Annotated in this window: 12 protein-coding genes; 10 read left to right on the top strand and 2 right to left on the bottom strand. The window is 68.7% G+C overall.

Annotated elements, in window-relative coordinates:
* Positions 1–143 precede the first annotated feature (143 nt).
* The 10 genes from ngcE to ACWGJ5_RS13430 all read left to right on the top strand — a co-directional run bounded on the left by ngcE (position 144) and on the right by ACWGJ5_RS13430 (position 12,737).
* Entirely contained in the window at positions 144–1,589 is a 1,446-nt protein-coding gene (ngcE, locus tag ACWGJ5_RS13475) for an N-acetylglucosamine/diacetylchitobiose ABC transporter substrate-binding protein (RefSeq protein WP_453309886.1), read from the top strand.
* Between the two features lie 150 nt (positions 1,590–1,739).
* A complete protein-coding gene (locus tag ACWGJ5_RS13470; RefSeq protein WP_453309885.1) occupies positions 1,740–2,675 on the top strand; it encodes a carbohydrate ABC transporter permease in 936 nt (311 codons plus the stop codon).
* Positions 2,676–2,691: 16 nt separating this feature from the next.
* Positions 2,692–3,612: a carbohydrate ABC transporter permease gene (locus ACWGJ5_RS13465; RefSeq protein WP_453309884.1), complete on the top strand. Its 921-nt coding sequence runs from the start codon at positions 2,692–2,694 to the stop codon at positions 3,610–3,612.
* 187 nt (positions 3,613–3,799) lie between these two features.
* A complete protein-coding gene (locus ACWGJ5_RS13460; RefSeq protein ID WP_453309883.1) occupies positions 3,800–4,999 on the top strand; it encodes an ROK family transcriptional regulator in 1,200 nt (399 codons plus the stop codon).
* Between the two features lie 133 nt (positions 5,000–5,132).
* Positions 5,133–6,227 carry a sugar ABC transporter substrate-binding protein gene (locus ACWGJ5_RS13455; protein ID WP_453310087.1) on the top strand — a complete coding sequence of 365 codons (1,095 nt, stop codon included), beginning with the start codon at positions 5,133–5,135 and terminating at the stop codon, positions 6,225–6,227.
* 186 nt (positions 6,228–6,413) lie between these two features.
* On the top strand, positions 6,414–7,205 hold the full coding sequence (locus ACWGJ5_RS13450) for an ATP-binding cassette domain-containing protein (protein ID WP_453309882.1): 792 nt from the start codon (positions 6,414–6,416) through the stop codon (positions 7,203–7,205).
* Positions 7,202–8,494, top strand: a complete 1,293-nt coding sequence (locus ACWGJ5_RS13445; RefSeq protein WP_453309881.1) for a sugar ABC transporter permease — start codon at positions 7,202–7,204, stop codon at positions 8,492–8,494. Before ACWGJ5_RS13450 ends, ACWGJ5_RS13445 begins: the two co-directional genes overlap by 4 nt.
* A gap of 129 nt (positions 8,495–8,623) precedes the next feature.
* Positions 8,624–10,552 (top strand): 1-deoxy-D-xylulose-5-phosphate synthase, encoded by a 1,929-nt coding sequence (gene dxs, locus ACWGJ5_RS13440; protein WP_453310086.1) that lies wholly within the window; start codon positions 8,624–8,626, stop codon positions 10,550–10,552.
* A 153-nt stretch (positions 10,553–10,705) separates the two neighbouring features.
* Positions 10,706–12,229 carry an amino acid permease gene (locus tag ACWGJ5_RS13435; RefSeq protein ID WP_453309880.1) on the top strand — a complete coding sequence of 508 codons (1,524 nt, stop codon included), beginning with the start codon at positions 10,706–10,708 and terminating at the stop codon, positions 12,227–12,229.
* A gap of 82 nt (positions 12,230–12,311) precedes the next feature.
* Positions 12,312–12,737, top strand: a complete 426-nt coding sequence (locus tag ACWGJ5_RS13430; protein ID WP_453309879.1) for a hypothetical protein — start codon at positions 12,312–12,314, stop codon at positions 12,735–12,737.
* A 789-nt stretch (positions 12,738–13,526) separates the two neighbouring features.
* Here ACWGJ5_RS13430 and ACWGJ5_RS13425 read toward each other — a convergent pair.
* A complete protein-coding gene (locus tag ACWGJ5_RS13425; protein WP_453309878.1) occupies positions 13,527–13,934 on the bottom strand; it encodes an NTP pyrophosphohydrolase in 408 nt (135 codons plus the stop codon).
* 39 nt (positions 13,935–13,973) lie between these two features.
* Positions 13,974–14,948 carry a hypothetical protein gene (locus tag ACWGJ5_RS13420; RefSeq protein ID WP_453309877.1) on the bottom strand — a complete coding sequence of 325 codons (975 nt, stop codon included), beginning with the start codon at positions 14,946–14,948 and terminating at the stop codon, positions 13,974–13,976.
* Position 14,949 lies beyond the last annotated feature (1 nt).

The following is a 14,949-nucleotide window of genomic DNA, read 5'->3' as shown; positions in this document are numbered from 1 at the left end:
GAACCTTGCATTCGATCTTGCTCCGCTGGCGGGAAGTGGACTATACCTGTCGGCGTTTCCCGCACGACCCTGCACTACCCGACCGCGGTGCCGGGGAGGATCCGGTTCACCGCCTGAGTCCTGGAGAAGGCGAGGACTTGAGCATGGGATCCACTGCGCACCAAGGTGGCGAGGGTGTCGGCCGCCGCGATCTGATCAAGCGTTCGGCCGCGCTCGGCCTGGTGGCCGCCCCCGGAATGAGCCTGCTGTCCGCCTGCGCGAGCGGCGGCGGAGGCGGCAGCAACAACGACGAGGGCAACACCAAGGGAAAGGCGTCCAAGGACAACCCCTTCGGCGCCAAGAACGGCAGCAAGCTCGACGTCGTCGTCTTCAAGGGCGGATACGGCGACGACTACGCCAAGGCCTGGGAGGCCGACTTCGGCAAGAAGCTCGGCATCACCTCGACCCACACCGGCACCCAGGAGATCACCGGCAAGCTGCAGCCGCGCTTCAACGCCGGCAACCCGCCGGACCTCGTCGACGACTCCGGCGCCCAGCAGATCAAGATCGACGTCCTGTACAAGAACGGCTCGCTGCTCGACCTGTCCGAGGTGCTGGACGCGCCCTCGGTGGACGACCCGAGCAAGAAGGTCCGGGACACCCTGATCCCCGGCACGCTCGACCCGGGCATCCAGGAGGGCAAGGTCGTCGCCCTCAACTACATCTACACGGTGTGGGGTCTGTGGTACTCCGGCAAGCTCTTCAAGGAGAAGGGCTGGACGCCGCCGAAGACCTGGGACGACTTCCTCGCCATCTGCCAGGACGCCAAGAAGCAGGGCATGGGCGGCCTCGCGCACCAGGGCAAGTACCCGTACTACATCAACGTCGCCATCATGGACATGATCGCCAAGAAGGGCGGCATCGACGCCGTCAAGGCGATCGACAACCTCGACCCGAAGGCGTTCGTCGGCTCCGACGCGGCCCAGGCCGGTATCGAGGCCATCTACGAGGTCGTCGAGAAGGGCCTGTTGATGCCCGGCACCAACGGCCTGACCCACACCGAGTCGCAGACCCGGTGGAACCAGTACAAGGCCGCGTTCATCACCTGCGGTTCCTGGCTGGAGAACGAGCAGCTGAAGCAGACGCCGACGGACTTCGACATGAAGTTCCTGCCGATGCCCCTGCTGTCCGGCAGCAAGATGCCGTTCGAGGCGATCCGGGCCGGCTCCGGTGAGCCGTTCATCATCCCGGCGAAGGCGGCGAACCTGCCCGGCGCCAAGGAGTTCATGCGGCGGATGCTGTCCAAGGAGTGGTCGACGCTGTTCGCCAAGGAGGCGAACTCCCTGACCATTCTCCAGGACGGCGTGGACCCGAGCGTGAAACTGCGGCCGGGTACGCAGTCCACGGTGGAGGCCTCCAAGGCGGCCGGCTCCAACACGTTCCGGTATCTGTACCCCGACTGGTACAGCGAGATGGACACGGCGATCCAGAACGCGTCCAATGAGCTCATGGCGAAGCGGATTCAGCCGAAGGAATGGCTGAAGCGGTGTCAGGCGGCGGTGGACAAGCAGGCGAAGGACCCGGCGTCGAAGAAGAACCGGCACGAGTGACATTCGCCTGGGCGCCACAGGGGTGCGGGTGTGATTGCGTGTGCTGGTCCGTCGTGGCTGGTCGCGCCCGCGCGGCGGAAGCCGCGAATGGATCACGTCCCGCGCCCCTGGGGTGTTGGCGCTCACCGGAATATCAAGGGCAGGATCGCCATGCGCAAAGGGCAGTACCGGTTCGTCGCGGGGTTTCTCTTCGTTCCCGTGGCGCTTTATCTGATCTTCGTGATCTGGCCGTACATCCAGACGTTCGGCTATTCACTGACCGACTGGAAGGGACAGTCGCAGACCTTCAGCTTCGTCGGTCTGGACAACTACAAGGCGCTCTTCCAGGACGATGTGTTCCTGGAGGCGATCTGGCACAACATCCAGTTCCTGATCTTCATCCCGGTGATCACGATTCTGCTCGCGCTGTTCTTCGCCTTCATGCTGAACGCGGGCGGACGCAGCAGGGCCGGCGGGGTGCAGGGCGTCGCGGGGTCGAAGTTCTACAAGATTGTCTACTTCTTCCCGCAGGTGCTGTCGCTGGCGATTCTCGCCGTGCTGTTCAACGCGGTGTACCGCAGTGACGGCGGCGGTCTGCTCAACGGCGCGCTCATCAAGATCGGCCTGGTCGACGCCGACAACCCGGTGGAGTGGCTGAACGAGCCGAACCTGGTGCTGTGGGCGCTGATGGTGGCCGTGATCTGGCAGGGCGTGGGCTTCTATCTGGTGCTGTTCTCGGCCGCGATGCAGTCCATCCCGCGGGACATCTACGAGGCCGCGCTGATCGACGGCGCCAACCGCAACCAGTCCTTCTTCCGCATCACCCTGCCGCTGCTGTGGGACACCGTGCAGACCGCCTGGGTCTACCTCGGCATCGTCGCCATGGACATGTTCGTACTGGTGTCGTCCATGACCCAGAACATGGGCGCGTACGGCGGCGGCCCCGACCATCACAGCGACGTGATGTCGACGGTGATGATGCGCAACTTCCTCTACTACGGCAAGAGCGGCTACGCCTGCGCGATGGGCGTGGTCATGCTGCTGCTCACCCTGGTCCTGTCCGTGGTCACGCTGCGCGCCACCCGCCGCGAGCGCATCGAGTTCTGAGCGGGAGTAAACGACGATGACTGCACTCAAGGAGACCGCCCCCGCTCCGGCCGAGGGGCCCGTGGCCAAGGTGCCCGCCCGGCGCGGTGACCGACGCGGCGAGGGCGTCGTACTGAACGTCTTCTCGCACGGTTTCCTCGCCCTGTGGGCACTGCTGATCGTGCTGCCGCTGCTGTGGCTGGTGCTCAGCTCCTTCAAGACCGACGCACAGATCGGCGGCTCCGCCTTCGGCTGGCCGCACAGCTGGTCCTTCGACGTCTTCCACCGTGCCTGGAGCAAGGGCATCGGGGACTACTTCCTGAACACCGTGATCGTCCTGGTGTTCTCCGTGCCGCTGACCATGCTGTTCGGGTCGATGGCCGCGTATGTGCTGGCCCGGTACCAGTTCTGGGGCAACCGGCTGCTGTACTACTTCTTCGTCGCCGGCGCCATGTTCCCGGTGTTCCTGGCCCTCGTCCCGCTGTTCTTCATGGTCAAGCGGCTGGACATGCTGAACACCTACCAGGGCCTGATCCTGGTCTACGTCGCCTACTCGATGCCGTTCACGGTGTTCTTCATGCACGCCTTCTTCCGGACCCTGCCCACGGCGGTCTTCGAGGCGGCGATCCTGGACGGCGCCTCGCACACCCGGACCTTCTTCCAGGTGATGCTGCCGATGGCCAAGCCGGGCCTGATCAGCGTGGGGATCTTCAACACCCTGGGCCAGTGGAACCAGTTCATCCTGCCCACGGTGCTCATGCAGCCGCAGAGCGGCTCCGACCCCGAGCGCTATGTGCTCACCCAGGGTCTGATCCAGCTGCAACAGCAGCAGGGATACGCCTCCGACCTGCCCGTTCTGTTCGCGGGTGTGACCATCGCCATGATCCCGATGCTGGTCGTCTACCTGTCCTTCCAGCGCCAGGTACAGGCGGGTCTGACCTCGGCCACCCTGAAGTAGCGGGACGCTACGCGACCGTACGTGTGCACACCGTTCCGGGCTCCGGAGCGGTGTGCACACATGTGTCCGGGCGCCCGGAAACGGTTCAACCTCTTGACGTAAGACACCCCGAACAGCTCAGCTTAGAGTTCACTAGTTGGACATACGCGGGGCCTCACTGAAGCGGCCCCGCGCTCAGGAGGTCGTCGTGGAGACTCCAGGGTCGCAGTCGTCGCTGCACCGAGCCAACCTGGAGCGGGTCGTACGGGCCGTGCGCTTGGCCGGGTCCCTCACACAGGCGGAGATCGCGCGGACGACCGGTCTGTCCGCCGCGACCGTCTCCAACATCGTGCGGGAGCTGAAGGACGGCGGAACCGTCGAGGTCACGCCCACGTCGGCGGGCGGGCGGCGGGCCCGCAGCGTCAGTCTGAGCGGGGACGCCGGGATTGTGATCGGCGTCGACTTCGGGCACACCCATCTGCGCGTCGCGATCGGGAACCTCGCCCACCAGGTGCTGGCCGAGGAGGCCGAGCCGCTGGACGTCGACGCCTCCGCCGCGCAGGGCTTCGACCGGGCGGAGGAGCTGGTCAGCCGCCTGATCGCGGCTACGGGCGTGAACCGTTCGAAGGTGGCCGGCGTGGGGCTCGGCGTACCGGGTCCGATCGACGTGGAGTCGGGGACCCTGGGATCCACCGCGATCCTGCCGGGCTGGACCGGCGCCAAGCCCGCCGAGGAGCTGCGCGAGCGGCTCGGCGTGCCCGTGCACGTGGACAACGACGCCAATCTCGGTGCCCTCGGCGAACTGGTCTGGGGGGCCGGCAAGGGCGTCCGCGATCTTGCGTACATCAAGGTCGCGAGCGGTGTCGGCGCAGGTCTGGTGATCGAGGGGAAGATCTACCGCGGACCAGGCGGCACAGCCGGAGAAATCGGTCATATTACACTCGATGAATCCGGCCCGGTCTGCCGCTGCGGGAACCGCGGCTGCCTGGAGACCTTCGCGGCCGCACGCTATGTGCTCCCGCTGCTCCAGCCCAGTCACGGCCCCGACCTGACTATGGAAGGCGTCGTACGGCTGGCCAGGGACGGAGACCCGGGCTGCCGTCGGGTGATCGCCGACGTCGGCCGCCACATCGGCAGTGGGGTGGCCAATCTTTGCAATCTCCTCAACCCGAGCCGGGTGGTCCTCGGCGGTGATCTCGCCGAGGCCGGTGAGCTGGTGCTCGCGCCGATCAGGGAGTCCGTCGGCCGCTACGCCATCCCCAGTGCGGCGCGCCAACTGTCCGTCCTCCCGGGGGCACTTGGCGGTCGCGCCGAAGTGCTCGGAGCGCTCGCTCTCGCTCTCAGCGAGATGGGCGATTCGACACTTTTGGACGGTTCGCTGTCTATGGCGGCCCCTGCCTTCACTTAGAGAACGGATGGCACCGTTGCCATCTCGTTAAGGATTTACTTCTTGACGTCGCACGTGTGGCCGAGTTGACTTCCAGCCACCTCGGCCGCAACGACGCGGCCTCGTCAGGGAGGTTTCTGAAGTGAACATGCGTATGCGTCGTGCGGCCTTCGCCGTTGCTGCTGGTGCCATGGCCGTCTCTCTCGCCGCCTGTGGCAGCGCCAAGCAGTCCGGTGGCTCCACCAAGTCGTCCAGCCCCAAGAAGGGCGACGCGATCACGGTCGGTCTGCTCCTGCCGGAGAACCAGACCGCCCGCTACGAGAAGTTCGACAAGCCCTTGATCGAGAAGAAGGTCCAGGAGCTCACGGGCGGCAAGGGCAAGGTCGTCTACGCCAACGCCAAGCAGGACGCCACCCTGCAGAACCAGCAGGTCGACACCATGATCACCAACAAGGTGGACGTGCTGATCGTCGACTCGGTGGACGCCGCGGCCATCAAGAACTCGGTCGAGAAGGCCAAGCAGGCCGGCATCCCGGTCGTCGCCTACGACCGCCTGGCGCAGGGCCCGATCGACGCGTACACCTCGTTCGACAACGAGACGGTCGGCAAGACCCAGGGCCAGGCCCTGCTGACGGCCCTGGGCTCCAAGGCCAAGTCCGGCAAGATCGTCATGATGAACGGTTCCTCCACCGACCCGAACGCCGCGCAGTTCAAGAAGGGCGCCCACGAGGTGCTCGACGGCAAGGTGAACGTCGGCAAGGAGTACGACACCAAGGAGTGGAAGCCGGAGAACGCCAACTCCAACATGGAGGGCGCCATTTCCGCTCTGGGCAAGAAGAACATCATCGGCGTCTACTCCGCCAACGACGGCATGGCCGGCGGTATCATCACCGCCCTCAAGGCCGCGGGCATCAAGGTCCCGGTCACCGGCCAGGACGCGGAACTCGCGGGTGTCCAGCGCATCGTCGCCGGTGAGCAGTACATGAGCGTCTACAAGCCGTACGCCCCCGAGGCTGCCGCCGCCGCCGAGATGGCCGTGGACCTCGCCCAGGGCAAGTCGCTCGACACCGTCGCCAAGGACAAGGTCGACAGCCCGACCACCAAGCAGGTGCCCTCCGTCCTGGTGCCGGTCACCGCGCTGACCAAGGACAACATCAAGGACACCGTCATCAAGGACGGCGTCTACACGGTGTCCGACATCTGCACCTCGCAGTACAAGGCCGCCTGCGACAAGATCGGCCTGAAGTAAGCAGCCGCACGCGTCTTTCCAACTAGGGGAATTCACCCTTGAATTCCCCTAGCGGGAAGAAGGCGCCCACAAGCTCCTCCGGTGCCCCGCACAATCAAACAGCCCCGCAAGCTCGGTGCGGGGCGCCGGACGGAACTACCCCCCAAACTTCTGCACAACCTCCCGCCGGGTCAGGCGGCGAAGGAGATGGTTCACGTGTCCGCTACGCCCGTGCTGGCGTTGCGCGGGGTCTCCAAGCGGTTCGGTGCCGTTCAGGCGCTCACCGACGTAGAGCTTGAGGTCCACGCCGGTGAGGTGGTCGCCCTGGTGGGCGACAACGGTGCCGGAAAGTCCACGCTGGTCAAGACGATCGCCGGCGTGCACCCCATCGATGAGGGCGTCATCGAATGGGGCGGCAAGGCCGTCCAGGTCAACAAGCCGCACGACGCCCAGAACCTGGGCATCGCGACGGTGTACCAGGACCTCGCGCTGTGCGACAACATCGACGTCGTCGGCAACCTCTTCCTCGGTCGGGAGATCCGCCGCCGCGGCGTACTCGACGAGGTCGAGATGGAGCGGCGCTCGCGTGAGCTGCTGGACCAGCTCTCCATCCGCATCCCCAGCGTCCGCATCCCGATCGCCTCGCTCTCCGGCGGTCAGCGCCAGGTCGTGGCCATCGCCCGCTCCATGCTCGGCGAGCCCAAGCTGGTCATCCTCGACGAGCCCACCGCCGCGCTCGGCGTGGAGCAGACCGCGCAGGTCCTCGACCTGGTGGAGAGGCTGCGGGAGCGCGGTCACGCCGTGATCCTCATCAGCCACAACATGGCCGACGTCAAGGCCGTCGCCGACAAGGTGGCCGTGCTGCGTCTGGGCAAGAACAACGGCGTCTTCGAGGTCAAGTCGACCTCGCAGGAAGAGATCATCTCCGCCATCACCGGCGCCACGGACAACGCCGTGACCCGTCGTGCGGCGCGCAGCAATGGGGAGATCAAGAAGTGAGCATCGACAAGACCTCCACGCCCCCCGAGGACGTCCCCGTGGAGAACCCCGAGGCGGCACGCGGCTCCGACGTCGCCGTCGACCCCCGTCTGCTGGTGCGCGAGCAGGGCCTCGCGGGCTACGTCACCGAGTTCAAGCGCAAGATGAAGGCCGGTGACCTCGGCTCCATCCCGGTCGTCATCGGCCTGGCGATCATCTGGATCATCTTCCAGAGCCTGAACTCCAACTTCCTCACCGCGGGCAACCTGTCCGACATCTCCGTCGCCATGGTCGGCACGGGCATGATCGCCGTGGGTATCGTGTTCGTCCTGCTGCTGGGCGAGATCGACCTGTCGGTCGGTTCGCTCTCCGGTGTCGCGGGCGCCACCTTCGCGGTGCTGAACGTCACCCACGGCATGAACGAGATCCTGGCCCTGGTGCTGTCGATCCTCACCGGAACGGTCGCGGGCGCGGTGCAGGGCTTCTTCTTCGCGAAGATCGGCGTGCCGGCCTTCGCGGTGACCCTGGCCGGTCTGCTGTTCTGGAACGGCCTCATGCTCAAGATCCTGGGCGACAACGGCACGATCAACCTGAACGACAACGGCCTGGTCGCCAAGCTGACCAGCTACTACTTCTCCGACGTGGCGGCCGCCTATGGGCTCGCCATCGGGGTGACGGTGCTGTTCTTCCTCAGCTCCTACTTCGGCAACAAGCGCCGCGAGGCCGCCGGCGTGCCGTCCCGCCCGCTGAGCGAGACCGTGCTGCGCACCGTGCTGCTGGCCGTCGTGGCCTTCGCCGCGGCGATCGTCTTCAACCAGTACAAGGGCCTCCCGCTGGCCGTGGTGGTCTTCGTCGCCGTGCTGTTCATCACGGACTTCGTGCTGCGCCGCACCTCCTACGGCCGCAAGGTCTTCGCGCTCGGCGGCAGCGTCGAGGCGTCCCGCCGTGCCGGTATCAACGTGGACATGGTCCGGATCTCCGTGTTCGCCGTCTCCGGTACGTTCGCGGCGATCGGCGGTCTGTTCATCGCCTCCAAGATCGCGTCCGCCAACCAGGGTGCCGGTGGCGGTGACCTGCTGATGAACGCGATCGCGGCGGCCGTGATCGGTGGCACGTCCCTCTTCGGTGGCCGTGGCCGCACCTGGAACGCGCTCCTCGGTGTGCTGGTGATCGTCTCGATCCAGTACGGCCTCGCGCTGCAGGGCATCGCCTCGCCGGTGCAGTACATGATCACCGGTGGTGTTCTGCTCGCCACAGTGGTCATCGACGCGGTGACCCGCAAGACGCAGAAGAGCGCTGGTCGCGCATAGCGCCCCCGGACGGACGACCGCGCCCGGTGCCTGAAAGGTGCCGGGCGCTGTCGTGTCGTGCAAAGCATGAACATTAGACTCGGGCGAGCCCGGCGAAAGCTCGATCAGCTCTACTGCAAGGAGGCACGGGTGCCGCTGCTGACCCGCATCAGGGGACCGCGCGATCTGGACCGGCTCAGCCTGGAGCAGCTGGACCAGCTGGCAGAGGAGATCCGGACCTTCCTCGTCGACGCCGTCTCCAAGACCGGCGGCCACCTCGGCCCCAACCTCGGCGTGGTGGAGCTGACCATCGCACTGCACCGCGTCTTCGACTCGCCGAAGGACAAGGTGCTCTGGGACACCGGCCACCAGTCCTACGTGCACAAGCTGCTCACCGGCCGGCAGGACTTCTCCAGGCTGAAGATGAAGGGCGGCCTGTCGGGCTACCCCGCGCAGGCCGAGTCCGCGCACGACGTCATCGAGAACAGCCACGCCTCCACCGTCCTCGGCTGGGCCGACGGCATCGCCAAGGCCAACCAGCTGAAGAAGCGTGACAGCCATGTCGTGGCGGTCATCGGTGACGGTGCGCTCACCGGCGGTATGGCCTGGGAGGCGCTGAACAACATCGCCGACGCCAAGGACCGCCCGCTGGTCATCGTCGTCAACGATAACGAGCGGTCGTACGCCCCCACCATCGGTGGCCTCGCCAACCACCTGGCCACCCTGCGGACCACCGACGGGTACGAGCGTTTCCTCGCCCGGACGAAAGAGCTCCTGGAGCGCACCCCGGTCGTCGGCAAGCCGCTGTACGAGACCCTGCACGGGGCGAAGAAGGGGTTCAAGGACTTCATCGCGCCGCAGGGCATGTTCGAGGACCTGGGCCTGAAGTACGTCGGTCCCATCGACGGCCACGACATCGAGGCACTGGAGTCCGCCCTCGCCCGCGCCAAGCGGTTCGGCGGGCCGGTCATCGTGCACTGCCTCACCGAGAAGGGCCGCGGCTACCAGCCCGCCCTGCAGGACGAGGCGGACCGCTTCCACGCCGTCGGCAAGATCCACCCGGACACCGGTCTGCCGATCGCCTCCTCCGGCGCCGACTGGACCTCCGTCTTCGGCGACGAGATGGTCAGGCTGGGGGAGGAGCGCGAGGACGTCGTCGCCATCACCGCGGCCATGCTCCAGCCCGTCGGCCTGGACAGGTTCGCCAAGCGGTTCCCCGAACGGGTGTACGACGTCGGCATCGCCGAGCAGCACGGCGCCGTCTCCGCCGCGGGCCTCGCGTACGCCGGGGTGCACCCCGTCTTCGCCGTCTACGCCACCTTCCTCAACCGCGCCTTCGACCAGGTCCTCATGGACGTGGCCCTGCACAAGTGCGGGGTGACGTTCGTGCTCGACCGGGCCGGTGTCACCGGAACGGACGGTGCCTCGCACAACGGCATGTGGGACATGTCGATCCTGCAGGTCGTGCCCGGCCTCAGGCTGGCGGCCCCGCGGGACGCCGAGCAGGTGCGGGCCCAGCTGCGGGAGGCCGTCGCGGTGGACGACGCGCCGACCGTGGTGCGCTTCTCCAAGGGCGCCGTCGGCCCCGCCGTGCCCGCCGTGGGCCGGATCGGCGGCATGGACGTGCTGCGCGAGCCCGGCACCGACCGGCCCGACGTGCTGCTCGTCTCCGTGGGCGCGCTCGCCCCGATGTGCCTGGAGATCGCCGGCCTGCTGGACAAGCAGGGCATCTCCACGACCGTGGTCGACCCGCGCTGGGTCAAGCCCGTCGACGAGGCCATGGCCCCGCTGGCCGAGCGGCACCGGGTCGTCGTCACCGTCGAGGACAACAGCCGGGCCGGCGGCGTCGGCTCCGCGATCGCCCAGGCCCTGCGCGACGCCGGCGTGGACGTGCCGCTGCGCGACTTCGGCATCCCGCCGCGCTTCCTCGACCACGCCTCCCGCGCCGAGGTCCTCGCCGAGATCGGCCTGACCGCCCCGGACATCGCCCGCCAGGTCACCGGGCTGGTCGCCAAGCTGGACGGCAGGTTCGACCGTACGGCCGCCGAGGTGGACTCGGTCGAGTCCGCGCGCGACTGACGCGAACTCGCCCCTCACGGGCCGGTCCGGCCACTCCTTGCGGTGGCGGAACCGGCCCGTCTGCGTGAACCTGCCTGTGCCGGGGCACACGCATCCCGACCCTCTCGATCATGACGGGCCACGGCGAGGTCCCCAAGCATGGGAGGCAGGCACGTGAGCAGCGCGCTGTTCAGGACGAAGAACGTCGAGCAGTCCATCCAGGACACCGAGGAACCGGAGCATTCGCTCAGGAAATCCCTCTCCGCGCTCGACCTGACCGTCTTCGGCGTCGGTGTCATCATCGGCACCGGCATCTTCGTCCTCACCGGACAGGTCGCCAAGAACAACGCCGGCCCGGCGGTGTCCCTGGCCTTCGTGGTGGCCGGCGTGGTCTGTGCGCTCGCCGCCCTCTGCTACGCCGAGTTCGCGTCCACGGTCCCCGTGGCGGGATCGGCGTACACGTTCAGCTACGCCTCCCTGGGCGAGCTGCCCGCCTGGATCATCGGCTGGGACCTGGTGCTCGAGTTCGCGCTCGGTACGGCGGTGGTGGCGGTCGGCTGGTCCGGCTACATCCGCTCCCTGATGGACAACGTCGGCTGGCATCTGCCCGACTATCTGGCCAGCCGGGACGCGGCCTCCGGCTTCGGCTTCGACATCCTCGCCGCGGCTCTGGTGCTGGTGCTCACCGGCATCCTCGTCCTCGGCATGAAACTCTCGGCCCGGATCACCTCGCTCGTCGTCGCCATCAAGGTGATCGTCGTACTCATCGTGATCATCGCCGGTGCCTTCTTCATCACGGGCAGCAACTACTCGCCGTTCATCCCCAAGCCCCAGCCGGTGCCGGCCGGCGGCAACCTCAAGGCCCCGCTGATCCAGCTGATGTTCGGCTGGGCGCCCGCCAACTTCGGTGTGATGGGCATCTTCACGGCCGCCTCGGTGGTGTTCTTCGCGTTCATCGGCTTCGACATCGTCGCCACGGCCGCCGAGGAGACCCGCAACCCGCAGCGGGACATGCCGCGCGGCATCCTCGGCTCCCTGCTCATCTGCACCGCGCTCTACGTCGCCGTCTCCCTCGTCGTCGTCGGCATGCAGAAGTACTCCAGGCTGTCCGTGGAGGCCCCGCTCGCCGACGCCTTCAAGGCCATCGGTCATCCCTGGTACGCCGGCGTGATCAGCTTCGGCGCCGCCGTCGGCCTGACCACCGTGTGCATGATCCTGCTGCTCGGCCAGACCCGGGTGTTCTTCGCGATGAGCCGCGACGGACTGCTGCCGCGCTTCTTCTCCCACGTCCATCCCCGCTTCCGCACCCCGCACCGGCCGACCATCCTGCTCGGCGTGATCATCGCGATCGTGGCCGGCTTCACCAGCCTCAGCGCGCTGGCCGAGCTCGTGAACATCGGCACGCTCTTCGCGTTCGTCGTCGTCGCGATCAGCGTGATCATCCTGCGCCGGACCCGCCCGGACCTGCCGCGCGCCTTCCGCACCCCATGGGTCCCGGTCATCCCGATCCTGTCGGTGTGCGCCTCGCTGTGGCTGATGCTCAACCTGCCGGCCGAGACCTGGCTGCGGTTCGCGATCTGGATGGTGATCGGTTTCGCCGTCTACTTCTTCTACGGCCGCACCCACAGCCGGCTGGCCCCGGGCGGGCAGACCGCCACCGGCGAGACCCAGCGGCCGGCCGCCGGAGACACTCCGTAACCGTCTTCATCGAGCGACCCCTCGTTCCGGCTCCGCATGTCCCGCTTCAGCAGGGGTTGCGGGGCCGAATGGCGTGCTCCCCGTGCCCGTCGCCCCACTCGCCCCCGCACGGACCGTCACCACGAGGACCGTCACCCGGACGGCGTACCGGAGACGGCTGCTGCCTCTCCTCGCGGCGCCGGCCTGCGCCACCCGGCTGCCGTCCTTCGTCCGTCCGTGGAACCCGGACGAGGGGTGCCTCGCCGTCCAGGCCCGGCTGCCGGCCCAGGGCGGGCAGCTGTACGACACCGTCGTGGACCGCAAGCCACCGCTGCTGCCCCGGCTGTACGAGGCCGCGTTCGCGGTGTGCGGTTCCGGACCGCTGACCCTGCTGCGGGTGCTCGCGGTCCTCGCCCAGCTGCTCACGGCGGTGCTGCCGGCCTCCCTCGCCCGGCGCCGCTGGGGCGACGGCGCGGGCCGGACGGCGGGAGTGCTGTATCTGCTGGTCTCGGTCGGGCTCAACCCCTAGGACGCGCAGGCCGCCTCCTTCGAGGTGTTCACACTGCCCGGCACGGCCGCCGCCCTGTGGTGTGCCGACCGCGGGCGCTGAGATGCGGCCGGGGCCCGCCGTCGCGTCCCTCACCAAGCAGACCGGCGGCGCGGTGCTGCTTCCGGTGGCGTGGCTGCTGCACCGGCAGGACGCACCGCGCGCGGGCGCGCTGCGGCTCGCGACCGGCTGTGCCGTGCCGGTGCTGGGCGCGGCGCTGCTGACGGGCCCGGCGGGGTTCCTGTTCTGGACGGTGACCGGTTCCGCCGCGTACGCCTCTTTCACCGGCTCCGAACTCCACGTCCTGGCCCGCGCCCTGGTCAGCACCGCGATCCTGGGCGTGGCCTCGGCGGGCCTGCTCCTGCCGGTCGTACGGACCGTGCGGATCACCCGTGCCGCAGCCATGGACCTGTGGCTGTGGCTGGCCTCCTCGGCGGTCGCGGTGACCCTCGGCTTCCACTTCTTCGGCCACTGCTACCTGCAACTCACCGCGCCGCCGGCCCTGTTGGCGACCGCTGCTCTGCAGATGCTCCCCGCCGGGCGACGCGCGGGCGCCCTCCGCGCCTCGGCCGGCGCCTGCGCCCTCTTCCTCGTCCGGGGTCTCACGGTCCCGCGCCCCGAACTCGCCCACGCCCAGCGCATCGCGGCCGCCCCCGACCAGCGCACCACGCCCGCCGACCGTGTTCTGGTCCGGGGCATGCACCCCGAGACGTACTGGCCGGCCGGCCGCACCCCCGCGAGCCGCTATCTCACCGCGGGCCTGCTCACCGACTACGACAGTACCGTGCGGGGCCCCGTGACCCGGGCGCCGTGTTGCTGGACGCGGCGGCGTAGTTCGCGGTCGGCCGTGACGACCAGGCAGGGGCGGTCGCCGGCCGTCGCCGCAAGGGCGACGATGTGGTCGTCGCCGCTGCCGGGCGCGTCCTCGACGCGCACCCCGGGCACCGACTCCACGCCCCGGGCCGCGCCCTCCACCACCAGGACCAGCTCCAGCGGACCGGGCAGGCCGGCCACGCCGGACCGGGCGAAGGGCGGCAGCCGGTCGCGCAGGCGCTCGGCGGCACCGCGGCGGTCGCGCCACCAGCCGTCGGGCACCGACCCGACGACGTTCGCGCCGTCGACGATGAGCAGAGGGAGGGGCTCGTCCGTCGCGTCCGTCCCACCCGAGGTGTCCGTCATGTTCCGTAACAGCCCTGTTGCGTCGCGTCCGTAACAGCCTCAGTCTGTCACGGGATTCCTCGCCCAGCGGCCCGTGATCTCGGCGATCGCGGCGGCGGCGCGCTCGGCGGGCCGCCCGCCCGCGCGCACCTCTGGGGAGAACTCGACGTGCAGGAACGGCACATGGTCGGCGTCGGCCACCTGGCCCTGCACGTTCGTCAGACCCTCCAGCGGGCAGGACCGCGCCCACGCCCGGCACACCCGGAAGCCGTGCCCACGCAGGGCGTCGGCCAGGTCCTGGCCCTCCGGCCGGCCCGCAGACCCGGCGCCGGTGGAGGCGATGACGTCGTAGTCGGGCGCGGCGGAGGCGGCGAAGCCGTGCAACTGGATCCCGGGCATCCCGCGGCGGGCCAGTTCGGCCCAGATGGCGTGGAAAACGGTGTCCTCGCGGTGTGCCACGTCGGCCGCGTTACCGACCCCGGCTTGGCGGTGTGCTCCCGCGATCACGAGGATCCCGCCGGGTGAGCCGCGCAGCACCCGCACGCCCAACTGCTCGGTGCCCAGATCGAAGCCGGGATGCGGGACCTGCACCGACCAGCTCGGGCGGTGGTCCAGATCGAGGTAGACCCGGCCCCAGCCGCGCGGCGTCGCGGCGGAGTCGGTGCGGTCGGCGACCTCGGTATAGCGGTGGCCGGAGGGCCGGTCGACGACCGTGCGTACGGTGAAGTCCCGCTGGGACAGCCGCTGTTCCGCTTGAGCGCGGTGACCGTCGAGCAGCAGGCCGATGGCCGCGGCGATGTCCTCGCGGTCGGCCCGGCCGGGCGGCAGATAGCCCCGGCCGGGAGCGAACCGGCTCGTGTAGTCCGCCACCTCGCGGGCCAGGTCGATCTGCTCGGCCCCCTTCGGCGCGGGTCCGCGGCCGTCGTGCGCGGTGCCGCCCGGGCTGCGGAGCAGGACGGTGAGACCGGCCGCCAGACCGGCGACGACCAGCAGCAGGGTTGCGATCGTGATGAGGCGTGAGCGATGGGCTCTCATG

Source organism: Streptomyces sp. NPDC054783, from assembly GCF_053611725.1.
Note: the sequence above shows the minus strand (reverse complement) of the source record. Positions and strands in the feature narration are given on the sequence as shown.